At 61.2% G+C, this 22,453-nt stretch carries 21 protein-coding genes, 1 tRNA gene and 3 pseudogenes; 15 read left to right on the top strand and 10 right to left on the bottom strand.

Features of this window, described 5'->3' with window-relative positions:
- Positions 1-20 precede the first annotated feature (20 nt).
- Together CR492_RS12820 and CR492_RS12825 are read left to right on the top strand one after the other, a co-directional pair.
- The gene (locus CR492_RS12820) at positions 21-932 is read left to right on the top strand and encodes a metallophosphoesterase (RefSeq protein ID WP_180982539.1); all 912 of its coding nucleotides are present in this window, start codon (positions 21-23) and stop codon (positions 930-932) included.
- A gap of 123 nt (positions 933-1,055) precedes the next feature.
- Complete coding sequence (locus CR492_RS12825; RefSeq protein WP_102844145.1) at positions 1,056-1,985, top strand: histone deacetylase family protein; 930 nt, start codon at positions 1,056-1,058, stop codon at positions 1,983-1,985.
- Positions 1,986-1,987: 2 nt separating this feature from the next.
- Here CR492_RS12825 and ribB read toward each other — a convergent pair whose 3' ends face one another.
- From ribB to dapA, 4 genes are all read right to left on the bottom strand, one after another.
- Positions 1,988-3,277, bottom strand: coding sequence for a 3,4-dihydroxy-2-butanone-4-phosphate synthase (ribB, locus tag CR492_RS12830; RefSeq protein ID WP_102844146.1), 1,290 nt, complete (start codon positions 3,275-3,277; stop codon positions 1,988-1,990).
- A gap of 71 nt (positions 3,278-3,348) precedes the next feature.
- Positions 3,349-4,464 (bottom strand): chorismate synthase, encoded by a 1,116-nt coding sequence (aroC, locus tag CR492_RS12835; protein ID WP_102844147.1) that lies wholly within the window; start codon positions 4,462-4,464, stop codon positions 3,349-3,351.
- Positions 4,465-4,508: 44 nt separating this feature from the next.
- Positions 4,509-4,985 carry an SsrA-binding protein SmpB gene (smpB, locus tag CR492_RS12840; RefSeq protein WP_102844148.1) on the bottom strand — a complete coding sequence of 159 codons (477 nt, stop codon included), beginning with the start codon at positions 4,983-4,985 and terminating at the stop codon, positions 4,509-4,511.
- A 55-nt stretch (positions 4,986-5,040) separates the two neighbouring features.
- The gene (dapA, locus tag CR492_RS12845; RefSeq protein ID WP_102844149.1) at positions 5,041-5,937 is read right to left on the bottom strand and encodes a 4-hydroxy-tetrahydrodipicolinate synthase; all 897 of its coding nucleotides are present in this window, start codon (positions 5,935-5,937) and stop codon (positions 5,041-5,043) included.
- 205 nt (positions 5,938-6,142) lie between these two features.
- Here dapA and CR492_RS12850 point away from each other — a divergent pair, with 205 nt between their 5' ends.
- A complete protein-coding gene (locus CR492_RS12850; protein WP_102844150.1) occupies positions 6,143-8,389 on the top strand; it encodes a lytic transglycosylase domain-containing protein in 2,247 nt (748 codons plus the stop codon).
- Positions 8,390-8,410: 21 nt separating this feature from the next.
- On the opposite strand, the gene CR492_RS12855 is transcribed toward CR492_RS12850, so the two are convergent.
- Positions 8,411-8,803: a response regulator gene (locus tag CR492_RS12855; RefSeq protein WP_102844151.1), complete on the bottom strand. Its 393-nt coding sequence runs from the start codon at positions 8,801-8,803 to the stop codon at positions 8,411-8,413.
- 262 nt (positions 8,804-9,065) lie between these two features.
- Between CR492_RS12855 and CR492_RS12860 the strand changes: the two genes are divergently transcribed.
- The 5 genes from CR492_RS12860 (at position 9,066) to CR492_RS21510 (ending at position 12,692) form a co-directional block, all read left to right on the top strand.
- Positions 9,066-9,992: an alpha/beta fold hydrolase gene (locus CR492_RS12860; RefSeq protein WP_102844152.1), complete on the top strand. Its 927-nt coding sequence runs from the start codon at positions 9,066-9,068 to the stop codon at positions 9,990-9,992.
- A gap of 101 nt (positions 9,993-10,093) precedes the next feature.
- Positions 10,094-10,169 (top strand) — tRNA-Phe (locus CR492_RS12865).
- A 165-nt stretch (positions 10,170-10,334) separates the two neighbouring features.
- A complete protein-coding gene (locus CR492_RS12870; protein WP_102844153.1) occupies positions 10,335-11,549 on the top strand; it encodes a tyrosine-type recombinase/integrase in 1,215 nt (404 codons plus the stop codon).
- A gap of 381 nt (positions 11,550-11,930) precedes the next feature.
- Complete coding sequence (locus CR492_RS12875; protein ID WP_102844179.1) at positions 11,931-12,170, top strand: helix-turn-helix transcriptional regulator; 240 nt, start codon at positions 11,931-11,933, stop codon at positions 12,168-12,170.
- 3 nt (positions 12,171-12,173) lie between these two features.
- A complete protein-coding gene (locus CR492_RS21510; protein WP_102844154.1) occupies positions 12,174-12,692 on the top strand; it encodes a helix-turn-helix domain-containing protein in 519 nt (172 codons plus the stop codon).
- Here CR492_RS21510 and CR492_RS21145 read toward each other — a convergent pair.
- Positions 12,689-12,889 (bottom strand): hypothetical protein, encoded by a 201-nt coding sequence (locus CR492_RS21145; protein WP_245412073.1) that lies wholly within the window; start codon positions 12,887-12,889, stop codon positions 12,689-12,691. The genes CR492_RS21510 and CR492_RS21145 overlap by 4 nt on opposite strands.
- Here CR492_RS21145 and CR492_RS12885 point away from each other — a divergent pair.
- Both CR492_RS12885 and CR492_RS12890 read left to right on the top strand, forming a co-directional pair.
- Positions 12,812-13,523, top strand: a protein-coding gene (locus tag CR492_RS12885; RefSeq protein WP_245412072.1) for an IS5 family transposase whose coding sequence is annotated in 2 segments (ribosomal slippage) — positions 12,812-13,090 and positions 13,092-13,523 — 711 coding nt in all. Because the reading frame shifts where the segments join, the coding sequence is not laid out codon by codon here. The two genes, CR492_RS21145 and CR492_RS12885, sit on opposite strands and share 78 nt — an antisense overlap.
- Before the next feature lie 85 nt (positions 13,524-13,608).
- A pseudogene (locus CR492_RS12890) lies at positions 13,609-14,366 on the top strand (IS5 family transposase).
- Between the two features lie 8 nt (positions 14,367-14,374).
- On the opposite strand, the gene CR492_RS12895 reads toward CR492_RS12890, so the two are convergent.
- Entirely contained in the window at positions 14,375-14,644 is a 270-nt protein-coding gene (locus CR492_RS12895) for a hypothetical protein (RefSeq protein ID WP_102844157.1), read from the bottom strand.
- 425 nt (positions 14,645-15,069) lie between these two features.
- Between CR492_RS12895 and CR492_RS12900 the strand changes: the two are divergent.
- The 4 genes and pseudogenes from CR492_RS12900 to CR492_RS20520 all read left to right on the top strand — a co-directional run.
- Positions 15,070-15,321 (top strand): annotated as a pseudogene (locus CR492_RS12900) (endonuclease/exonuclease/phosphatase family protein); the annotation flags it as partial.
- Positions 15,322-15,544: 223 nt separating this feature from the next.
- A complete protein-coding gene (locus tag CR492_RS12905; protein WP_102844158.1) occupies positions 15,545-15,964 on the top strand; it encodes a CopG family transcriptional regulator in 420 nt (139 codons plus the stop codon).
- Between the two features lie 62 nt (positions 15,965-16,026).
- The gene (locus tag CR492_RS12910; RefSeq protein WP_102844159.1) at positions 16,027-17,286 is read left to right on the top strand and encodes an extracellular catalytic domain type 1 short-chain-length polyhydroxyalkanoate depolymerase; all 1,260 of its coding nucleotides are present in this window, start codon (positions 16,027-16,029) and stop codon (positions 17,284-17,286) included.
- Positions 17,287-18,273: 987 nt separating this feature from the next.
- Positions 18,274-18,924: a CFI-box-CTERM domain-containing protein gene (locus CR492_RS20520; protein ID WP_146030259.1), complete on the top strand. Its 651-nt coding sequence runs from the start codon at positions 18,274-18,276 to the stop codon at positions 18,922-18,924.
- Positions 18,925-19,984: 1,060 nt separating this feature from the next.
- On the opposite strand, the pseudogene CR492_RS21515 reads toward CR492_RS20520, so the two are convergent.
- Both CR492_RS21515 and CR492_RS12940 read right to left on the bottom strand, forming a co-directional pair.
- A pseudogene (locus CR492_RS21515) lies at positions 19,985-20,170 on the bottom strand (SOS response-associated peptidase); the annotation flags it as partial.
- A 21-nt stretch (positions 20,171-20,191) separates the two neighbouring features.
- The gene (locus CR492_RS12940; protein ID WP_102844163.1) at positions 20,192-20,524 is read right to left on the bottom strand and encodes a phasin family protein; all 333 of its coding nucleotides are present in this window, start codon (positions 20,522-20,524) and stop codon (positions 20,192-20,194) included.
- Between the two features lie 619 nt (positions 20,525-21,143).
- Between CR492_RS12940 and CR492_RS12945 the strand changes: the two genes are divergently transcribed.
- Entirely contained in the window at positions 21,144-21,389 is a 246-nt protein-coding gene (locus CR492_RS12945) for a hypothetical protein (protein WP_102844180.1), read from the top strand.
- A gap of 80 nt (positions 21,390-21,469) precedes the next feature.
- Here the strand turns inward: CR492_RS12945 and ligD are convergent, their stop codons facing one another.
- The gene (gene ligD / locus CR492_RS12950; RefSeq protein ID WP_180982540.1) at positions 21,470-22,432 is read right to left on the bottom strand and encodes a non-homologous end-joining DNA ligase; all 963 of its coding nucleotides are present in this window, start codon (positions 22,430-22,432) and stop codon (positions 21,470-21,472) included.
- Between the last annotated feature and the right edge of the window lie 21 nt (positions 22,433-22,453).

Below are 22,453 nucleotides of genomic sequence, written 5' to 3' on the forward strand. Positions count from 1 at the left end.
GTTTACGGTAAGGTTGCGGCATGACTCGCATCAGCCGCCGGCTATTCTTGCAAACCGCTGGCGGCGCCGCTTGGGCGACGACGGGATTTGGCTCCTACGCTTTCGCGTTTGAGCCGGGGTTTCGTTTGCAGGTAACGCCCTATCACGTCGATCCGCCCGGCTGGCCGGCTGATTTGCAGCTACGCGCTGTCCTCATCGCCGACATTCACGCCTGCGAGCCTTTCATGTCCGCCGCGCGGATCCGTTCGATCGCCGAACTCGCCAACGCGCTTCAACCGGACATCGTCTTCCTCCTCGGAGATTACAGCGGCGGCCACAATTTCGTCACCGGGCCGGTCATGCCGGACCAATGGGGCGAGGCGCTGTCCATCTTGAACGCGCCGCTTGGCGCCTATGCTGTGCTTGGCAATCATGACTGGTTGCATGGTCCGCTTCCGAGCATGCCGGCCGACGACGCGGCGGGCGTGCGCAGCGCTCTTGCCGCCGCCCATATCAAAGTGCTCGAAAACGACGCGGTGCGCCTTGCAAAGGACGGTCATCCTTTCTGGGTCGCCGGGCTCGGCGACCAGGTGGCGGGTCCTGCGGGCCATAGCGGCGGCGTCGACGATCTGCCTGGCACGCTGTCCAAAATCACCGACGCCGCGCCGGCGATCATGCTGGCGCATGAACCCTTCGTCTTCAAGCGCATGCCGGACCGGGTGGCGTTGACGCTGAGCGGTCATACCCATGGCGGCCAGGTCAACATCGCCTTTGTGCAGGATCGTTATGCGCGGGTGTTCAAGGATCTCGTCTACGGCCACATCGTCGAAAACAACCGTCATCTCATCATCTCGGGCGGTCTTGGCACCTCGCATGCGCCGATCCGCTTCATGCGCCCGCCCGAACTTGTCGAGGTCACGATCGGGCGCGCGCCGCTCGGCGCCGGCTCCTGAGTCGGTTTAGCGGCTCTTGCGGCAAGTTTTCATAGACACCGTTTGTTGCAGGCAATATTGGGAGTTTTACCCTTCGCTGCGCGCGATTTGTGCAGCGCAACCAAAAACATAGCGAGCCGCCCCGTGTCGACGCTTTTTGTCAGCCACCCCTGCTGCCTCGACCACGACACCGGCCCTGCCTTTCCCGAACGCGCCGACCGCGTCAGGGTGATCGAACGGACCTTTGAAAGCGAAATTTTTCAGTTGCTGCATCGCGAGTGCGCGCCCGAGCTGGACTATGACGCGCTTTTGCACGTTCACCCTGAATCCTATGTCGAAAGCATCCGGGCCGCGTCGCCGACGGAAGGATTTATCGACCTCGCCGACGATGTTGTGATGAGCCCCGGCACGTGGCAGGCGCTGTCGCATTCGGTCGGCGGCGTTGTCGTCGCGGTCGACGACGTCATGCGGCGGCGCAGCAAAAACGCCTTCGTGGCGATGCGCCCGCCCGGCCATCACGCCGAGACAGCCCGCGCCATGGGCTTCTGCTTCTTCAATCTGGCGGCGATCGCAGCGCGGCGCGGGCAAACCGCGCATGGCGCCGAGCGCGTGGCCATCGTCGATTTCGACGTGCATCACGGCAATGGCACGCAGCAGATCTTCTGGTCAGATCCGACCGTGCTCTATGCCTCCACGCATCAGATGCCGCTCTATCCTTTCACCGGCGCGGCCGATGAATGTGGCGAGCATGGCACGATTGTCAACGCGCCATTGCCGGAGAACGCCGGCAGCCGGATGTTTCGCGAAGCGATGACGCAAAAGATTTTGCCGCGCGTCGACGCATTTTGCCCGGACCTTATCGTGGTCTCGGCGGGCTTTGACGCGCACCGCTTCGATCCGATCGGCGCGCTGCACCTTGAGGTCGCCGACTTCACCTGGATCACGACGCAACTCATGGAGATCGCCGAGCGTCGCGCCAAGGGCGCGCTGGTCTCGATTCTCGAAGGCGGCTACGACCTCATCGCGCTGTCGCGCTGTTCATCCGCCCATGTGCAGACGCTGATGGGCGGCTGATCTTATTCGAGCCCTTCGCTCGAGACGATCTCGACGCCAAAGCCCGAGAGGCCGACATAAGTCATCGGCCGCGATGTGCGCAGCCGGATCGACGAAACGCCGAGATCGCGCAGAATTTGCGCGCCAAGACCAACCTCACGCCAGGCGTTGGTGCGCTGCGACTCTGAATCATCGGGCGCGGCGCCCGCGACGATCGCCGGAACGCCCGCCGCGCCGTCGCGCAAATAGACGAACACGCCGCGCCCTAGCCTTTTGAAGCAGGCGAAGGTCTTTTTGATGCTGTCGCCGCCAGTGATCACATCGGCGATGATGTCGACCCTGTGCAGCCGCGTCGGCATATCGCGACCATCGCCGATCTCGCCCTGAACGAAGGCGAAATGCTGCACCTGATCGAAAGGCGTGCGGTAGGCATATCCGGTCAGGGGTCCGCTCGGCCCCTCGACATGGAAGGAGCCGACCCGTTCGACGAGCTTTTCGCGCGCCTGCCTATAGGCGATGAGATCGGCGACCGAAATCTGCTTCAGCCGATGTTCGCTGGCAAACGCCGCGATCTGAGGGCCGGCCATGACTGTGCCGTCGTCATTGGCCAGTTCGCAAATGACGCCAACGGGCGGCAGGCCTGCAAGGCGCACCAGATCGACGGCGGCCTCGGTATGGCCGGAGCGCATCAGCACCCCGCCCTCGCGCGCGATGAGCGGGAAGACATGGCCCGGGCGCACGAAATCCGCCGCGCCCATATTGCCATTGGCAAGCGCGCGCACTGTATTGCTGCGCTGCTCGGCGGAAATGCCGGTCGTCAAGCCATGGCGCACATCGACGGAAACGGTGAAGGCTGTCCCGAGCGGGGCGTCATTGGTCGCCACCATCGGCGCCAGATTGAGTCGCTTCGCCTCGGACGCCGTAACCGGCGCGCAGACGATGCCGCAACAATGGCGGATGATGAAAGCCATTTTCTCCGGCGTGCACAGCGAGGCGGCGCAGACGAGGTCGCCCTCGTTTTCGCGATCGCCGTCGTCGGTGACGATGACGAGTTCGCCGCGGGCGATGGCCTCGATCGCCGCTGAGACGGATTGGCCCATGGCCACAAGCTCCTTCACCTGCAAGATGGCGAGAAAATCATTCGGCGTCACCGCGCCTTGCGTTTCGCGGAGAATATGCTGTGCGGTTTCGCGTGACACCCAGGCTTCTCCGGAATTGCAGAATTGCGAGATCGCGCCTTTGGAGAGGCCCGTTCTGCGCGCGAATTCCGCTTTGCTGACATTTTGCTGCTTAAGCCAGTCGCCGAGTTTCATGCGAAACCGCGTCTCCCGCTTGAGAAGGAGCGTTTAGCTACACTAAACGGTGGCCGCTTTCAAGAGTCGCATCAGGCCGGAAACGGCCAGGCCGGACCCGCGCCAATTTGCCCGCGATGGCGCAGGAACTGGTCGGCGAGAACGCAGGCGACCATCGCCTCGCCGACCGGAACAGCCCGGATGCCGACGCAAGGATCGTGTCGCCCCTTGGTGACGATCTCGCTCTCGCGCCCGAAGCGGTCGATGCTCTGGCGCGACTTCAAAATCGAAGAAGTCGGCTTGACCGCAAAGCGCGCGACGATCGGCTGTCCGGTGGAGATTCCGCCCAGCACGCCGCCGGCGTGGTTCGAGAGGAAAATCGGCTTGCCCTCATTGCCAAAGCGCATTTCGTCGGCGTTGTCTTCCCCGGACAATTCGGCGGCGGCGAACCCTTCGCCAATCTCGACCCCCTTGACCGCATTGATCGACATCAGCGCCGCGGCGATCTCGGAATCGAGCTTGCCATAGATCGGCGCGCCCCAGCCGGCCGGAGCGTTCTCGGCGATGATCTCGATCACGGCGCCGATCGAGGAGCCCGATTTGCGCACGCCGTCGAGATAGGTTTCGAAGAAACGCGCCGCCGCGGCGTCCGGGCAGAAGAACGGGTTTTTGTCGATCTCGTCCCAGTCCCATTTGGCGCGGTCAATTTTATGCGGCCCCATCTGCACCAGCGCGCCGCGGATCTTTACGGATGCGACGACTTTGCGCGCCACCGCGCCGGCGGCGACGCGGCTCGCCGTCTCGCGCGCGGAGGAGCGTCCGCCGCCGCGATAATCCCTGACGCCATATTTCGCGTCATAGACGTAATCGGCATGGCCGGGCCGATAGACGTTCTTGATCTCCTCATAGTCCCTGGAGCGCTGGTCCGTATTCTCGATCAGAAGCGCAATCGGCGTTCCGGTCGTGACCTGGCCGCCGGTTTGCGCATCCTCGAAGACGCCGGACAGGATTTTGACCTTGTCCGCCTCCTGCCGCTGCGTCGTGAAGCGGTTCTGGCCCGGCCGGCGCCGGTCGAGAAAGCGCTGAATGTCGTCCTCGACAAGCGGGAGGCCGGGCGGGCAGCCGTCGACGACGCAGCCGATCGCCGGCCCATGGCTCTCGCCGAAGGTCGTGACGCGAAACAGATGGCCGAAACTATTGTGAGACATGAGGGATCGCAGTTAATGCTTTACTTGAGGACAATGGCGAACGCTCACCCCTTCTCGCGCAGGAGCCGGCCCTTTTCGCGGTTCCAGTCGCGCGTCTTCTCGGTTTCGCGCTTGTCATGCAGCTGCTTGCCGCGAGCCAGCGCGATCTCGATCTTCGCCCGGCCGCGATCGTTGAAATAGATTTTCAAGGGCACAATGGTCATGCCCTCGCGCTCGGTCCCCTGCGCCAGCTTGACGATCTCGCGCGCGTGCAAAAGCAGCTTGCGCGGTCGCTTTGGCTCATGATTGAAGCGGTTCGCCTGCAAATATTCGGGGATCGTCGCATTGATGAGAAAAAGCTCGCCGGAGCGCTCCACCGAGGCGTAGCTCTCGGCGATCGTCGCCTTGCCGGTGCGCAGCGACTTCACTTCGGTGCCGGTCAGCATCAGCCCGGCCTCGAAGATTTCGCCGATCTCGTAATTATATCGCGCCCGACGATTCTCCGCCGCGACCTTGTAAAGACTCTCTTTTTTGGGGGCCACTCAACCTGCCTCGCGCCGACCCGCCCCGCTTTTGGCGGCCGGCCCGGAGAATGATCTACGCATCGACGAGAACGCCGGCATGGGCGAGCGCCGCCCGGATCGGGGCATGGACATGCGCGCTGGCCTTCAGCATCGGCTGGCGCAGCTCTTCGGTGATTTTTCCGAGCACGGCGAGCGCGTATTTCGGGCCGGCCGGATTAGGCTCGAGAAACAGCGCCTGATGCAGGGGGCTGAGCCGGTCGTTGATCTTTAGCGCGCGCGCGAAATCGCCCGAAAGGCAGGCGTCCTGCATCTCGGCGCAGAGTTTCGGCGCAATATTCGAGGTCACCGAGATGCAGCCATGGCCGCCAAGGGCCATCACCGCGACGGCGGTCAGATCCTCGCCGGACAGCTGGATGAAATCGGGGCCGAGCGCCTCGCGCTGCTGCGCCGTGCGGGCAAGACTGGCGGTCGCGTCCTTGACGCCGACGATATTCGGCAAGTCATAAAGCCGCTTCATCGTCTCGACGCCGATGTCGACCACCGAGCGCGGCGGAATATTATAGACGATGATCGGAATGCCGACCGCGTCGTTGATCGCCTTGTAATGCAGATAGAGCCCCTCCTGCGAGGGCTTGTTGTAATAGGGCGCGACCACGAGCAGCCCGTCGGCGCCGACGCTTTCAGCGTAGCGCGAAAGTTCGATCGCTTCCCGCGTATTGTTCGATCCCGTGCCGGCGATGACCGGAACGCGCCCGGCCGCCTCTTTGACGCAGGCGGCGATGACGTCGCGATGTTCGGCGTGCGACAGGGTCGGCGATTCGCCCGTGGTCCCCGCCGGCGAGAGCCCATGCGTGCCGCTGTCGATCTGCCAGTCGATCAGCGCGCGAAAGGTCGCTTCGTCGAATTTGCCGTCCTTGAAGGGCGTGACCAGCGCGGTGATGGAGCCTCTAAAAGCCGGATTTCTAGTCATTTATTCCCTGTCTTCGCCGATCCGCCTGATCGGCGCCTTAATTTGCAGGCTCAGTTTGCAAGCGAGACTTCGGCTTAAAGCAGCAAGAGACATAAACGCCAATCTGTTTTTCGCAAAGGCCCGGCTTAACAAAGCCGCCCGCGGCGCTGTGAACATTTTACCTTTGTTAACAATGAAGGGTTCAGACTGACCTTCTGGAGCACCAATGAGCAGAGTTGATCGAGAGATGCTCGCGCGATCCTATGCGGCGCGCTCCGGCGGCGCAAAGACGCTCGGCGCGGCCGTTGCTGGCCTCGGCTTCGGTCCCTCGAAATTCGCCCTCCTCGCCAGCGCGGCCGTGCTCGGCCTCAGCGGCGCCTATCTGCAGCAGAAGGGGCTGCCCGAAAATATCGCGGCGCTCACCGCTCAGCTACGCGGCCTGACCAGCTCCGAGCCCCGCTTTATCGCGCCGGCCATCCCCTTCCTCGAGGAAGAGCTCGATCCCGACGATGATGCGGCCTTGCGCGCGGGCCTTGCCCCTACCCCGGAGGCGCCGGCCGCCAATCTCGCTCTCGCCGCGCATGAGCTTGGCCTCGATCTGACCGGCCTCAAGGAAGCGCTGTCGTTCTACAAGGCTGGCGCGCTCGCCGCCGGCGACGCCGCCGGCAAGACGGCGAGGGACCCGATCGTGAAGGCTGCGATCGAATGGGTCGCGCTGCGCACCTTTCCGCGCGAATCCGGCTTCGAGCGCTTGCAGGCCTTCATGGCGGCCCATCCGACCTGGCCCGCGCAGGACTGGCTGCGCCGGCGCAGCGAGGAAGCGCTGTTTGGCGACCGCAAGGGCGCGAGCCTGATCAAATCCTATTTCACGAGCGCCGCGCCACAGACAGCGGCTGGCAAACTCGCCCTCGCGCGCGTTCTGAAGGACGACGGCAAGATCAAAGAGGCCGCGGCGCTCGTCAAGACGGTCTGGCGCAATTCCGACCTCAATGCGGCCCTCGAGTCGCGGACAAAGGCCGATTTCGGCGCCTTTCTCGACAAGGCGGACCATAAATATCGCGCCGACCGTTTCCTCTATAAGGAGCAGGTGGCCAACGCCATGCGCGCGGCGGCGCTCGCGGGACCCGACGTCGTCGCCCTCGCCAAGGCGCGCGCGGCCGTCATCGCCGAGGCGCCGAGCGACAAGGCGCTCGCCGCGGTGCCGGCGCCGCTGCGCGCCGACGCCGGCTATAAATTCGCGATGATCCAGAAGCTGCGCCGCGCCGACAAGATCACGGAGGCGGCCGCCATCATGCTGGCCGCGCCGCGCGATCCCGGTGTCATCGTCGACGGCGACGAATGGTGGGTGGAGCGGCGTCTTCTGGCGCGCAAGCTGCTCGATCAGGGCGACGCAAGCACCGCCTATAAAATCTGCGATGAACATACGGCCGCCTCGCGCGAGATGCAGATCGAAGCCGAGTTCCACGCCGGCTGGATCGCTTTGCGCTTTCTGAACGACCCCATCCGCGCCGCCGCGCATTTTGACAGTTTGATGGCCTTGGCGCAGACTCCAATGTCGCAGGCGCGCGCCGCCTATTGGCGCGCCCGCGCCGCAGAGGCGTCCAATGCGCCGGACGCAGCCGCGACGGCCGAGGCCTTCTATCAGCGCGCCGCCGCCCATTCGGCTTCCTATTACGGTCAGCTCGCGCGCGACAAGCTCGGCCTGAAGCCGGCCCTCATCCGCATGCCCGAGCAGGAAGTTCGGGGCGAGGCGCGCAACGAATCGGTCAAGGTTCTGGAGCTGCTCTACGCCATCGGCGAAAAGAGTCTTGCCAATCCGCTCGCCGTCGAGGCGGCGCGCAACCTCGAAGATCCCGCTCAGGTGGCGGCGCTCGCAACCGTCGTCGCGCGCCAGCGCGACGCCAATATTTCGCTGACCGTCGGCAAAACCGCGAGCCAGCGCGGCGTCGCGCTCGACGATCTCGCTTTTCCGGCCTATGGCGTGCCCGCCTATCAGCCGCTGCGCAATTCGGCCGACCCCTCGATCGTCTATTCGATCGCGCGTCAGGAGAGCGCCTTCAATACGACCGCCGTCTCGACCGCGGGCGCGAAGGGTCTGATGCAGATGATCGCCGCGACGGCCCGGACGACCGCTCAGCGCGCCGGCGTCGCCTTCGACGAAGCGCGCCTGACGGCAGACGCGGCCTTCAATGCGCAGCTTGGCGCGGCCCATCTTGGCGACCTTCTGGCCGCGAGCCGCGGTTCCTATATTCTGACCTTCGCGGCCTACAATGCCGGCGGCGGCCGGGTGAAGCAATGGCTCGACGCCTACGGCGATCCGCGAAAACCGGGAGTCGATCCGATCGACTGGGTCGAGCGCATTCCATTCACCGAGACCCGCAATTACGTGCAGCGCGTCCTTGAAAACACCACGGTCTACCGCACGCGCTTCGCGGCTTCGGCTCCCGTGCAGAAAGCCGACGCGACGCCCTGACGGGAGCTTTGCTCCATTGCTTCAATCCCCGCCCGCTACGCTTGCGATCACAGCCTCGATCGCGAGCAGCAGGCCCGCGGGCGCATAGGGCTTCGCCACAAAGCGATCCCGCGTCGGCAGCACGCCCGCCTCGAGAACGCACCGCCCCGATGTCAGCACGACGCCGATCTCTGGCCAGCAGTCATGAATCCGCGAGGCCAGCCCTACGCCGTCGATCGAACCTGGCATCTCGACATCGGTGAAAACGGCTGCGACGTCAGAGCGCAACGCGAGGAGGCGCAAAGCCTCGTCGGCATTTGCGGCTTCGATCACGGCAAATCCCGCGTCCTCAAGCACATCGGCGCCCAACATGCGGACGAAGGGTTCGTCTTCCACGACGAGAACGACAGGTGGAGGCTGGCGAATCTGCTGCATGTAGGCCCAACACCGCGACAATCCACGAGTTCCAAAGTATAAAAGTTTAGGTAAATGCATATTTACCAAGAGGCGGTGCGCGCCCTCGCAAGCGCGGTGCGAAGCCTGCAGCTGTCGCGCGTAATTTGAAGTGTGCGTCACCTTTGGCGTGATGCCGGAAAGTTGCAGACTTTCAGACCGACATCATGCTCTAAATGAAGAAAATCACGCTGCATGATTTTGGATTGAACATTCCAGAACCATCGTGACTAGCGAGGAACGCATGGCGTCGCCCGATCTATCCCCCTCCCGCGCCGCGCCGCTTTCGGTTCCCTTCAACGAACGCTTCTTTGCAAGCGATGACGGATTAAAGCTTTTTCTGCGCGATTACGGATCGGCGCAGGATCCCGGCCTGCCGGTCATCTGCCTTCCGGGCCTGTCGCGCAATTCCGCCGATTTCGGACCGCTTGCGAGCGCCCTGACGGAAGGGCTCGCCGGCGGACGCCGGCGCCGCGTGCTTGCGCTCGACTATCGTGGGCGCGGCCGATCTGAATATGATTCAGATTATAAGAATTATAGCTTTGCTCTCGAACATAACGACATTTTCACTGCCTTGTCGGTCTCCGGCGTCGAGCGCGCCATCTTCATGGGAACCTCCCGCGGCGGGCTGCACGCCATGATGCTGGCCGCGGCGCATCCATCGCTGGCCGCGGGAATCGTGCTGAATGACATCGGCCCCGTTCTCGATCGCGCCGGGCTCGCCCGTATTCGCGGCTATATCGGCAAAGTGCCGCCGCCGCAGTCGCTGCTTGAAGCCGTGGCCGCGCTGAAACGAACCATGAGCGCGCAGTTCACCCTCTCGGATGAGGAGTGGGAGGCCTATGCGAAAATCACCTTCACGGACGAGAACGGGCGTTTTTGCGCCCGCTACGATCCCCAGCTTGCGAAAGCGATCGACGATCTCGATCCCGACAATCCGCCGCCGCCGCTATGGGAGGCTTTCGACGCGCTGCGGCAAACGCCGCTGATGATCGTGCGCGGCGAAACCTCCGATCTTCTGTCAGAGGAGACGCTCGCGGAAATGGTCCGGCGCCGCCCGGACGCGCAGACCTATATCGCCCCCGGACAGGGTCATCCGGCGCTGCTTTTGGACCAGGACTCAATCGGAAGGATCGCAGCCTTCGTCGCAAGCGTCGAGCAGCTTGGCTGAAGAGCCGGGCGGCGCCGGGAAAATTGGCTGGCGCGGACGCTGGACAAGCGCGGGAAAGCTCCTCTATAAGACGCCTCTCGCGGCAGGCGCGCCGCCGCGAAGCCCAGGTAGCTCAGTTGGTAGAGCATGCGACTGAAAATCGCAGTGTCGGTGGTTCGATTCCGCCCCTGGGCACCAAATTACTGTCCGAAAACGTCCATTTTCGTCGCAATTTTAATTGAAATCATTGGATAAACTGCTTCTTCAGCGTCTCACGCTGTCTTTGGTCGTCCGTTGACATCCGCCTAATTTGTTGGCCTTCTTGTTGGCCTAAGCGAAGCCATCAGGAAGACGAGGCCAACAATGGCGCTTACAGACGCTGCGATTCGAGCCGCCAAGTCCCGAGATGGCCGCACTCTCAAGCTGTCGGACGGCGGCGGCCTCCAGCTATGGGTGACTCCGTCCGGCTCGAAACTCTGGAATATCGCTTATCGCTTCGGCGGAAAACAGCTGAAGCTCAGCCTTGGAGCATATCCAGTCGTTGGCCTTAAGGATGCGCGCGAAAAGAAGGATGACGCCAAGCGGCTTCTGGCGGCAGGAACTCATCCAGGCCAACAAAAAAAGACCCTGGCCCTGACCAAGGCCAACGCCGAGGCCAACACTTTCGCCGTGATCGCTGATGAATTGTTGGCCAAGAAGAACCGGGAAGGCTTGGCGCCCACGACGATCCAGAAAGTGAAATGGCTCCTCGACTTCGCGCGGCCCGCTTTGGGCGGTCGCCCTATTGGAGATATCACGGCGCCGGAGGTTCTTGCCGTGCTCCGCACCGTCGAAGGCCGTGGTCGGCATGAAACCGCCAGGCGCCTCCGCTCAACAATTGGCGAATGCTTTCGTTATGCCGTCGCCAGCGGACGAGCGAACGCCGACCCGACGTTCGCGCTCAAAGGAGCCTTGACGGCGCCGCAGGTGACCCATCGGGCCGCGCTGACCGACCCCAAAGCCTTCGGCGGCCTGCTCCGCGCGATCAACGACTATGACGGCTCGCCCGAGGTTCGCGCGGCTCTGCGCTTGCTGTCTCTAACATTCGTCCGGCCCGGCGAACTCAGATTTGCCGAATGGAGCGAGTTCGACCTTGAAAAAGCAGAATGGGCGATTCCCGCAGCTCGCATGAAGATGCGCCGCCCTCACCGCGTGCCGCTCGCTTGGCAAGCCATTGCGATTCTTAAGGAACTCCAGATCGTCACGGGACACGGAAGGCTCGTGTTTCCCTCAGTGCGGTCCAGTGAGCGTTGCATTAGCGAAAATACGATCAATGCCGCGCTTCGGCGCATGGGGTTCAGCAAAGACGAGATGAGCGGCCACGGCTTCCGCGCCGTCGCAAGCACCGTTTTGAACGAAAGCGGCAGATGGAACGCCGACGCGATCGAAGCGCAATTGGCGCACGTCGAAACCGACGCCATTCGCCGCGCCTACCACCGCGCGGACTACTGGAGTGAACGGGTGGCCATGATGGCCGTCTGGGCCGATCAGTTGGATGCGTTACGTGATGGCGGAAAAATCTTAAAGCTCTGTGGATAACGGCTTCAGTTTCGCGGAGCCGTGAAGCTCATTCGGGAGCCTTCGTGTCGGCTGTTTCTGTGAGTTGCGGGGAAAAATCGGATTAGTATTTGTTCTTCCAAGGGAAACGCGAAATATCCGTTGTGGAGAACGCGGGGCCACTTGCGAAGCTGGGTGGCCCTAGTACGTTCTTATTGGTCGGATCGAGATGATTCGCAGCGCGCCACCCGCACGGAGGCCGACGATAAAAAAGAGCCGCACAACCCCTGGCAGGGTAAATGCGACTCTGTGGGTTTGACCCCGCGCTCGGCTAGGAGCGGGACAATCCTACCCAGCGACTCACTTTCAGTCAAAGACTGTTTGGGGCGCTGGATCGTTGATCAAGACGAGAAAGGATTGTCCATGGCTCAATCGAGCGATGGCGTTAGCGCGCGACATGCTGGCATTCAGCATTTTCCTCAAACCGGATTTGTTCGCCTCAACTCTGTCCTGGCGCCGATCGGACCAATTCCCATAGGCCGGTCGACATGGTGGGCCGGCGTCAAAAGCGGCCGGTTTCCCAAACCTGTCAAGCTCGGCCCGCGCACGACGGTTTGGCGCGTCGAAGACATAAGGGCGCTGATCGACAAGGGCGTCTCATAGCGGATGCCCAACCGTCGCATCGACTCGCGGCGCATAAAAATCCATCGGAACTATACGGTTGAAGAAGCGGCCAAAACACTTGGCGTACATAAGAACACCGTGCGTTCGTGGATACGGCAGGGCCTGCCGACTTTGGATGAGCGCCGTCCAACCTTGCTTCTTGGAAAGGACATACGCGCCTTTCTCGACGCCAAAAAAGCGACGCGCAAGCGCCGCCTTTTACCGGGTCAGTTCTATTGCCTGAAATGTCGCGAGCCGCGAGCGCCCTATGCCGGAGTTGCGGATTATTTCGCGTCTTCTGCGACGGGTGGGAACCTTGTCGGCCTATGTCCCCAGTGCGAAAAAATCATGAACCGACGTACGACGCTTACCAAATTGGAGGAGACCAAAGGAGCCTTAGACGTGACGTTTAAGACGCCATCGACTGCGCGTAGGCGAGAGGACCCATCTCCGTCTCAATTATGCCTTCAAATAGGAAACAACGCTGATGAAGCCGGCCCGCGCTTCGATTGCGGGGATTAGTTAGGGTCCAGACCCATAAAGGGCTTGGCGAGATGGGCAGGTTGTGATTCACGGTTTCCGAAAGGAAGCCGGCGATGATTCTGGACCAATTTTGGCTGACGGATGCGCAGTTTTCGAAGATTGCGCCGCATCTTCCCACCGATACGCGTGGCAAGGCGCGGGTCGACGATCGACGGGTGATCAGCGGGATCGTTCATGTGCTGAAATCCGGCGGGCGCTGGATCGACGCTCCGCCAGAATACGGGCCGAAGAAGACGCTCTACAATCGCTATGTCCGCTGGGCCGCCAAGGGCGTCTGGGTCGATCTGTTCCAGGCGCTCGCGCACGCCGGCGGGCCGCCGGCGGAGGTTCTCATCGACTCCTCGGCGGTGAAGGCGCATCGCTCTGCAAGCGGCGGCAAAGGGGGAGAAAAATCAGGCTATCGGCCGCTCCCGCGGCGGACGCACGACCAAAATCCACGCCTTGACCGACGCGAATTGTCGACCGATCGCCTTCATACTCACGGGCGGAAACGTCGCCGATTGCACAGCCGGCGCGCAATTGCTGGCGCGGCTTTCCGCCTGCGAAATCCTGCACGGCGACAAAGGCTACGACAGCAACGCCATTCGCCGCCAGGTCGAGAAGGGCGGCGCGATGCCCAACATTCCGCCCAAAGCCAACCGCAAATGGAAGAACTGCTTCTCACCCTACCTCTACCGCAACCGCAACGCCATCGAACGCATGTTCTGCCGCTTGAAGGATTTCAGGCGAGTGGCCACGCGCTACGACCGTAACGCCGCCAACTTCCTCGCCGCCGTCTGCATCGCCGCAACTGTCAGCTATTGGTTATGAGTCTCGACCCTAGGTTGAGAACCCATACAGTCATTTGATTCTATGGTATCTATTCTCCATGATCTGAGTCGCGGGGGCGAATGTCATGGCGAAGAGTTTGTTTTGGCTGTCGGATGCGGCATGGGAGGCGCTGGAGCCGCATCTGCCGCGCGGCAAGCCGGGAAAGCCGCGGGTGGACGATCGGACCGTCATTTCAGGCATCCTGCATGTGTTGAAAACAGGATGCCGCTGGCGCGACGTTCCACCAGCCTATGGGCCGCCAACGAGGATCTACAATCGCTATAATCGTTGGTCGCAGCGCCGCATCTGGCAGCGTATCTTCGAGAAAATGGCGGCCGCCGGTCCCGTGCCGGACGAACTTTCCATCGACTCAAGCCACGTCAAGGCGCATCGCTCGGCGAGCGGTTCAAAAAGGGGGAATTCGCCGAGGCCATTGGCCGTTCGCGCGGCGGAAGAACCAGCAAAATCCATGCTTTGGCCGATGATCGCGGCAGACCGGTCGCCTTTGCGCTGACGCCGGGAAACACCGCTGACATCTCGATGGCCATTCCGTTGCTTGGAGCCGTCGCAAGACCAAAGCGGCTGCTGGCGGACAAAGCCTACGACGCCGATAGCCTGCGCAACTGGCTCAAGCAAGGGAAGGTCAAGGCGGTCATTCCATCCACCGCCTCACGGCGGACGCCCTATCCGCTCGACGCCAAGGCCTACAAACGCCGAAACGTCATTGAACGCATGTTCTGCAAGCTGAAGGACTGGCGACGCGTCGCAACAAGATATGATCGTCACGCGCAAAACTATCTCTCCGGCCTCGCACTTGCCGCCATAATGATTTCATGGATCTGAATGAGTCCTCAACCTAGATCGCAAAGATAGGCTGGCTTTCCCAGCAACGTATCATCGGCCTGCGTTAGGAGATCGGCGACCGAGATTCCGAGAACGTCCGCCACCGATTTGCCAAGGACTGAATTTTTAATGCCCAGCAAACGTTCTGTGTCGCCTGCGGCTTGCACGATCAGCTTGCCTTTTTGATCAAGCACGAGCAGCGCTCCATATGGCTGGATGGAGCTTGGCGTGGCAATCGGTTCGCGCTCGCATTCCTTCAAGTCGAGAGCATACGACATTGGCGTCCGCCTCTAGTTTACGACAACCGGGAGGACAGCGGCGCTAGCAGCCGCAATAGCAAGGTCATTAAATGTTTCGAATAGCAATATGACAATGTAGCTAGAACAGCGCTTAAATGGTCACGCCCTTGTCGCCCCACAGAGCTTTCCCAAGATTAAATGACAATAGTCTCTTGGCGTGACGGATTTGAAACTTTTCCACCCCGAGGTGCGCATAACGTTACGCATTACGTCACGCGCGTCACGTCCAGGCAATCATTCCTTGCAACAACGTGACGGCCACGACATTAGAACCGGGTTTGAATCGGCGCATTCCATGCCGCTAAAACCGCCGCGCAAGTGAATGCCCGAGCAGCTGGAGGACATTGCGCATAGCAAGCGCAAGGGAAAGCCCGAGCACGTGGCCAAATAGGTCGCCAAACCGGATGAAGATCGCCAGCTTCAATATCAACAACGTAAACAAACGGCTTCCGAACCTCTTGAACTGGCTGGCCGCCGAGCAACCTGACGTGGTCTGCCTTCAGGAACTGAAGGCTGAGGATCAAGTCTTTCCGCTCGCGGCGCTTGAGGCGGCCGGCTACGGTGCAGTCTGGCGAGGCCAGCGCAGCTGGAACGGCGTGGCGATTCTCGCGAAAGGGGCGACGCCGATGCTGACGCGGCGGTCGCTTCCTGCTCAAGCGGCTTTTTGCGCAATCCTCGCCATCGATAACCAGCAGATCGAAAGCGCACAGCCACCGCTGCTTGAGCGCCGTGCCGCGTCAGCGGCGCCTGCAGCTCGGTAAAATCGATTTTCCCTCGCCGTCAATCGCGGCGGCCTAGACTATCTTCGTCCCCTTGCGATCTGTCTGTCGCGTACCATCTCTAGACCATCCAATGGGATGGTGTGGAGGGGTTAACAGGATGGTGAACAAAATCCAGGAGCTTCGGCAAAAAGTACCCGACAGCGAAAAAGTCACCGTCAACCTCGGCTTCATAGATCTCGGTCGCGTCGACCTAATGGTGCGCGACGGCTTCTACGCGAACCGCGCTGATTTCATCCGCGCCGCCGTGCGGAGCCTGCTCGAACGGCAGGATGAGGCGGTCCGCCATTCGGTGGCGCGCAAGCAACTTAGTCTCGGCCTGTCGCACTTCACCAAGCGAGACCTTGAGGCGGCGCGTGACGCGGGAGCGCCACTGCACATCCAGGTCCTCGGCCTGGCCCTCATCGACGACGACGTTACGCCCGAGCTCGCCCGAGCATCCATCGCCTCGGTTGAAGTGCTTGGCGCCTTCCAAGCCAGCCCTGCGGTCAAGGCCGCGCTCTCCGACCGAACCGTTTGAGCGACCATATCCATCCTCCCACCGCAGAGCGGGGCTTCCCCCGTCAATGAAAGATCACAACCATGAACGCATTCAGTAAGATCGACCTAGGCGAGGTAACCCGTCTCACTCAGGCCGGTAAGCTCACCGAGGCCATGGCGCTCCTCCAGGGCTCTAAGCTGCCTGGTACAACGAACGACGAGCCAAACCGGGCGTCGCAAGGGCAGGCATGGCGAGCCAAGCGTTCATGGCCGACGATCGACATGGTGGCTCCATCATCGCCAGGCGGGGCCTGGACGGCGTCGGGTTATGCAACGGGGCCGACCGCTGGCGGATCCGCGCCGGTCGGCAAACCCTTGGGCTTTCCCGATGTCTCCACGGCGATGCAGACGTTTCGCAGCCGTGTCGCCAAGCAGGCTTCCTTCTCGAGCCTGGGCGAAGATCTCGCAACCAGAGGGCAAGCGCCCCTGCCAGTGGCGGATGGCGCTCGCTTCGAGGAGCGGACCTACTCCAACAGCGCGGGCAGCCGGACCTACAAGGTCTTCATCCCAAGCAACTACACCGGCCAGGCTCTGCCAGTCGTGATGATGTTGCATGGCTGCACCCAGAACCCGGACGATTTTGCGGCCGGCACGCGGATGAATGAACTGGCTGAGAAGGAGACCTTCCTGGTCGTCTATCCGCGTCAACCGCAGTCGGCAAACATGCAAAAGTGCTGGAACTGGTTCAAGGTCGAAGATCAGCGCCGCGATGGCGGAGAGCCCTCGCTGATCGCGGGCATCGCGCTGGCGGTCATCGACGAATTTTCGGCCGACCCGACCCGGGTCTACGTGGCGGGTCTCTCAGCCGGGGGGGCCGCCGCCGCAATCATGGGAGCGACCCATCCCGACCTGTTTGCCGCGGTCGGCGTGCATTCGGGGTTGGCCTGCGGCGCCGCCAACGACATGCCATCGGCTTTCGCCGCTATGAACGGAGGCGGCGCGATCCGGTCACGGGGTGACGGGCCGGCTGTGCCTACCATCGTATTTCACGGCGACAGTGATCGAACGGTCAACCTGGTCAATGGAGATCAGGTCATTGCTCAGGCGAGGCCGGAAACGACGTTGGCCACAGCAGTAACGCACGGCGAGGCGCCGGGCGGAATGGCCTATACCCGGACGGTCCAATCCAACGATGCTGGACAGGACGTCCTTGAGCAGTGGGTCCTGCACGGCGCAGGCCATGCGTGGTCCGGCGGCAGCGCGAGCGGTTCTTACACGGATCCGTGTGGTCCTAACGCCAGTCGGGAAATGATGCGGTTCTTCCTGGCGCACGCGAACGCAAAGGCCACAACCCGGCACTAGCCTCAGCCGGGGCCGTGTCTTCAGCCAGAACTGCGGCGTGGTGCTGAAGCAGCGCGCCAGCCAGAGCGCGTGTCGGCGGTCACGTCGCGGAGCGCGCGGAATGATCCAGCTGCTCCGCCCTGGGTTTTTCACGAGCTAGACGGCCCCTTACGGGCGATAAAGTCCCAAAAACAAGTCGCCGATCGCTTTGCGCATGCGCAGGGTGAGCCGGCGCCGACGGCCAGGCTCGGCGCGGTCATGCAGCATATGGCAGCGCTGGCAGAGTGCTTTCAGATTTCGCGGCCTGTTATTGGTCGGATTGATCGAGATGAGCGGCCGCCAAAACGACCCGGGTTTTACGAATATCGATGTCGCGAGAAGCGCGCGTCCTGATCGCCCTGCCCGACGGCCGGCTAGTTGAGATCAATCACGTCAAGGGCGTGCATCTGAGCGCGGATGGCGGCGCAGCGCCGACGTGTCGCACAGCGCCGTCGCCGGCTATGGCATCGTGCTGGCAGCGAAGGCGGAGAAGGACGAAAGCTGAAGGCCGAGCGCTTGAGCGTAGATCATTGAGCGGGTGGCGGCGGGCACTGTTTGATAGTAAGCCCGGAAGGAGTTTTGCCTCGCTACCAAAGACATGCGGTCGACTCCTCAGCCCATCCGAGGCGACATCTGTCTTGTGGTCGATCGGACGGGGCTTGGCAGGCGGGCGCTTGGCCATGCCGCCCAGAATACGCCTCCTGGCCCGTGAAAGTTAAAATTTTCAGGTTTCGGTTAACGGAGTGACCTTGAGCGAAACCACAAAGAGCGATGGGTCGCCTTTGCCCGCCAAAGCACTTGACGCTGCGCAGGCCTCGCGCGGATTGGGGCTTAAGCGGCCTTCAGCTACGGGCTTTCTGGAGAGATCGCTAGCCGAACGATCCAGAACTGGATTAGCATGACGCTAATTCGGCCATTCGGTCCTCAACCGATGTGCTCGGAACGATAACGATTTCATAGGGGGAAACCATGATCGCCACCGCGATATGCCCTCGGTGCGGCGCGCAAAATGAATTGACGGAATGCAGCGATTGCGGCTCGCTGGAATTTCGGTTCGGCCCGTTGAGCGATGGCTCCGCGGGGATGATTTGCAAGAAATGCAACATCGGATTTTCAAACTTTTACTGCCAATCGGGATGCGGGACGCTGATCTCTGCTCACTCCTTGGGAACGCCTATTTCTCGGATCGCACGGAACGTGAAGGCCGGGATCGACGCGCATGAAGGCCGCGGCAATTGTTTTATCGATACCGAATTGTATGGAGCGGACGCCTTAGATGTAGACATGCTGCGCGCATATCGGGACAAGGTGCTGTTAAAGAATCGCGGTGGCAGGGCGTTTGTTGCTGCCTATTATAGCGTCGCCCTCCAAATCGTTGTTGCAATACGCAAGTCGAGAATTCTGCGCGCCTTGATATTTTCTTGTCTTAGCCTTCCGATATCGATGGTCCGGCGCATGTATCCCCACCACAGCTTTATATTTCCGCTCCTCCGCGAAGCTCGCGCGTCGAAGCTCGACGTCTACTGTCAGGCCCCGATAGTCGATTCCGGCCGCGGAGCAACTCTTGGCACGTGTCCGAAACTTCTCGTAGTAGCCATTTGCTTCATTCCTTGGGCTTGACCATCGACCCCGAGCGTTGCGTCCTCAGCGTGTGAAGCCGCAGCTTCTCATAGCCACTCAAACGGAAGGCCCAAATTCGTGAGGTGTTCGATGAAGCGCTTATCGACTGGCTTAATGATGCTCTCTTTGTAGCCCACGCCTAATAATCTCCGGGGAGTTTTGCGGCTTTCATCGCCTGCAGGGAGATGGGCCTGCCATTCCTGGTAAGCCCTGTCGACTCGTTGCCTTAAGTCTTGGTCAAAGCGAATCAACTGTACGGCCGCCTCGCCGCTGGGCTTCGCTGCGTTGAGAGAGAATGGCGCAGAACTGCGTAGTTTACGTTTCGAGCGCATACCTACCGCCCCTTATGATGCAGCGTAGATCTAGCGGCCATGTGAGCGCCGCTCGCATCAGACGCTCAGGATCGAGCTCACCATCCTCCGCCAATCTGACGAGGTGATAGCCAGCACCAGCCGCCCTTCATCGGTCTGCTGAGACCGAGGGACCAGCGCCAAACGGCGCTCAAAGACCCATCTCAAAAGGGCAACGGTCTCCGAGTCCATGAGCCGCCTCCGTGCACGGGGCATTTGCTCGACGAAAAACGTTGGAAACCTATCGCGGTTAGTAGGGCGCGTCTGTCGGATTTCCGACAGATTGGCCGCTTAGTTTTACTTGTGGCTCATCCGGTGGCCGCTGCAGGTGTGCGATCTCAACCAGAGCCACAACAGCCTTCGGAAGCCGGCTCGATCACCTATCGGCGCGGCCCAACTCCTCGCCGTGCATTCAATAACGCCTACGGCGATTAAGGCATCTCAAAGGGAATGCCGGTTTTCGTGAGGTGGTCAATGAAGCGACGATCAACCAATTTGGCGATCGCCTTTTGGGATCTCGGCCCCTCGATACATTGCCGCTGCTAAATCTCTTTCACGTCGTGCGTGGCCAGCTGCGCCTTCCAAGCCTCAAAGGCCTCGTCGATTTTATTTTCGAGACGCGCGTCAAATCGAATCCATTGCACGGCTATCCCCCACCATCGAAGCCCAGGGATATATTTTCGGCCGCATGAGTTTTTCAAGCCAAAGTCGCCATCGCTTTTCTCTCTCTTCGCCACGATCCTCAGCGCCTGGCTGGGCAAAGGCCGCTGCAGCGCCAGCGCCTCGGCCAGCGGCGCCCACAGCCAGGCGTCCCATTCTTCGGGCGTCGTCAGCAGCACCGGCATCGCCTTGGCGTGGATCGGCCCTATGGCGTCGTTGGCCTCCGTTGTCAGAAAGAGAACGGGAAGCCGATTGCTTCATTCCTTGGGCTTGAGCATCGCCCCTTCAATTGGCCTCAAGGCCGCCTTGGCGACATTGGAATAGAGCGCTCCAATCTTCATTGCCTCGGCGAGGGATCGCCCAAAAACCGTCTTGGCATATTCGGACTGGATCTGAAAGACGCTGTTGAGCGACTTGGCTTCGAGCAGGCTCCCGATGAAATCACGACGATTGTCCAGTGACTTTTTCGAATAGTCGGTAACTTCGGCGACTATCGCGAGGAGGCTCTCATTTAAGATGACATTTGGGGCGCCAACCGTTGCAAGTTTATTTTGTACAGCTTTGATTGTATTATCAAAAGTATCGGACATTTAAGCTCCATTGTTGTTTATTGCGACCGCAGACGCAGCACTATTCATTAAAGCGCAGTATTAAGTGCGCTTACGTTGTGATATTTTTGTGCTTATTTAGCGTATTAATATCGTATATTGTTAGTTTTTATTTCAACGATAGATTGCATATAGGAATTTAATATAGGCACGTCAAGGTTATAATAAATTGTCGCAAGCCAAATGGAGTTATTCTGTTTAAGCTTAGGCTCTAGAGAGGCAGCTTGGCCCGCATGCTTCTTAAGTATTAGATGCAGGGTCAATAAAATCGCTCCGGTAAGTTTCTGCTGGCGCTTGGCGTTGCATGAGTTTTTCAGGCCAGTCGGTCTCGACTGGCCGCCGCCGCCGGACCTGCCGACCGAAGGACAGCGCCGCCTGCGCGTCGTCGACGGCGGCAAGAAAGCAGCCTGACGGCGGCTTCTAAAGCGCTGAGACGCCCTCTACCAGCTCGCCCGACGCTGCTGTCAGGCCGTGTTGACCGTCAAGCTGTGGAGGAACTTATGATCGAAGTCTTTGTTTGAACCGCAGTCTAAAATGACCGCTAACGAATGTTGCAACTATGGCGGCCGGTTACGCTCTGGTTCTTGGAGGAGGCGGCGTCATGAAGTTGATGATCGGATTGTCAATCGCGCTTCTGGCGTGGTCACAAATCGCAGCCGCCCAAAATACGAATCCCACCGGCCAGAGCAAGAACGACGCGGGCGCCGGAGAGAAGGCAAACACGGAAGGCGCGAATTCGAGCACGGGCGCCGCAGCGGGTCAAGACGGCTTGCCCTCTGCGATCCCGCCAGGCGCCAACAAGCCGTCCGGACAGATCGACAAAGGCAAGGGAACGGACGCCCGTTGAGGGTACACTTTGCCTTCGTCGATAACTGCGGAAACTGTTTAGAGCAAGTTCGGGTTGCCGCGGATCGCAGTCTCGCCGCTCTATTCGACGATGCCGCGAAAGCTGGCATGGCGCAGTTCACCGCCTGCCGACAGACCGCGGAAATCAATTTCAACCACAAGATCCGGCTTCGTCCAAAGGGCGCCCGCAACCTTGAGCTTTGGGACCGCGCAGCGCGGGGACCTGATGGCGTCAAGCCTGTCACGCAGGACCTTCGCGACTCGCTCGCTGAAACCCGTGCCCACCGCCCCCATGTAGCGCAAGGTCCCGTCTTCGCGCCGGGCGACTTTGATGTTCGCCAGCGGCGCGCGGACCGCGCCGGACGACGGCTGATAGCCGATCACGACGAATTCCTCCGTCTGCACGCACTTCGTCTTTAGCCAATCCTTGCTGCGGCCGGATCGGTAAGGCTTGTCGAGGCGCTTCGAGACGATCCCTTCGAGCTCATGCTCGCAGGCGACCCTGAAGAAATCGGCGCCGGTTCCGGCATATTCCTGACTGAGCAGCAGTGGCGGTTTTTTCTTGATAAGGCCGGCCAAGGCCGCGCGGCGCTCCTCTAGCGGACGCGCCCGCCAGTCTTCGCCATCCAGAAAAAGCAGGTCGAACGCGTAGAGCACGGCTCGCTGCCCGCCGCCTGTTGCCAATTCGGCCTGCAGCTCCGCGAAGCTCGATCCGCCCTTCTCATCCAGCACGGTCGCTTCGCCATCAATAACGGCCGATCGAACTTTCAGCTTGCCGAGCGCCTCGGCGATCGTCGGAAAGCGCGCCGTCCAATCATAGCCATTGCGCGTGCGAACGATGACGGCGCCCCGCTCGACGTAAACGGAGATCCGGTAACCGTCCCATTTGATCTCATGAATCCAGTCGGCGCCGACCGGCGGCCTGGCGACCAGCGTCGGCAGGCAGGGCGCGATCCAGCCCGGCAGCGGGCGGTCTCCACGGCAAAGCGAGTCCGCGAAGCCTTCACAACTGCGAATAGGCTTGCCGCCGGCGTGACGAATCACGCGCGGCGACCATGCCCGCGC

Origin of the sequence: Methylocella silvestris (assembly GCF_002891535.1) — a bacterium.
In the GTDB taxonomy this organism is placed as follows: domain Bacteria; phylum Pseudomonadota; class Alphaproteobacteria; order Rhizobiales; family Beijerinckiaceae; genus Methylocapsa; species Methylocapsa silvestris_A.

Excerpts from the sequence above, each read along its gene's own strand:
- CR492_RS12820 (WP_180982539.1), top strand. The coding sequence starts at position 21 with ATGACTCGCATCAGCCGCCGGCTATTCTTGCAAACCGCTGGCGGCGCC.
- ribB (WP_102844146.1), bottom strand. The coding sequence starts at position 3,277 with ATGAAACTCGGCGACTGGCTTAAGCAGCAAAATGTCAGCAAAGCGGAA.
- aroC (WP_102844147.1), bottom strand. The coding sequence starts at position 4,464 with ATGTCTCACAATAGTTTCGGCCATCTGTTTCGCGTCACGACCTTCGGC.
- dapA (WP_102844149.1), bottom strand. The coding sequence starts at position 5,937 with ATGACTAGAAATCCGGCTTTTAGAGGCTCCATCACCGCGCTGGTCACG.
- CR492_RS12850 (WP_102844150.1), top strand. The coding sequence starts at position 6,143 with ATGAGCAGAGTTGATCGAGAGATGCTCGCGCGATCCTATGCGGCGCGC.
- CR492_RS12855 (WP_102844151.1), bottom strand. The coding sequence starts at position 8,803 with ATGCAGCAGATTCGCCAGCCTCCACCTGTCGTTCTCGTCGTGGAAGAC.
- CR492_RS12860 (WP_102844152.1), top strand. The coding sequence starts at position 9,066 with ATGGCGTCGCCCGATCTATCCCCCTCCCGCGCCGCGCCGCTTTCGGTT.
- CR492_RS12870 (WP_102844153.1), top strand. The coding sequence starts at position 10,335 with ATGGCGCTTACAGACGCTGCGATTCGAGCCGCCAAGTCCCGAGATGGC.
- CR492_RS12875 (WP_102844179.1), top strand. The coding sequence starts at position 11,931 with ATGGCTCAATCGAGCGATGGCGTTAGCGCGCGACATGCTGGCATTCAG.
- CR492_RS21510 (WP_102844154.1), top strand. The coding sequence starts at position 12,174 with ATGCCCAACCGTCGCATCGACTCGCGGCGCATAAAAATCCATCGGAAC.
- CR492_RS21145 (WP_245412073.1), bottom strand. The coding sequence starts at position 12,889 with ATGAACGATCCCGCTGATCACCCGTCGATCGTCGACCCGCGCCTTGCC.
- CR492_RS12895 (WP_102844157.1), bottom strand. The coding sequence starts at position 14,644 with ATGTCGTATGCTCTCGACTTGAAGGAATGCGAGCGCGAACCGATTGCC.
- CR492_RS12905 (WP_102844158.1), top strand. The coding sequence starts at position 15,545 with ATGGTGAACAAAATCCAGGAGCTTCGGCAAAAAGTACCCGACAGCGAA.
- CR492_RS12910 (WP_102844159.1), top strand. The coding sequence starts at position 16,027 with ATGAACGCATTCAGTAAGATCGACCTAGGCGAGGTAACCCGTCTCACT.
- CR492_RS20520 (WP_146030259.1), top strand. The coding sequence starts at position 18,274 with ATGATCGCCACCGCGATATGCCCTCGGTGCGGCGCGCAAAATGAATTG.
- CR492_RS12940 (WP_102844163.1), bottom strand. The coding sequence starts at position 20,524 with ATGTCCGATACTTTTGATAATACAATCAAAGCTGTACAAAATAAACTT.
- CR492_RS12945 (WP_102844180.1), top strand. The coding sequence starts at position 21,144 with ATGAAGTTGATGATCGGATTGTCAATCGCGCTTCTGGCGTGGTCACAA.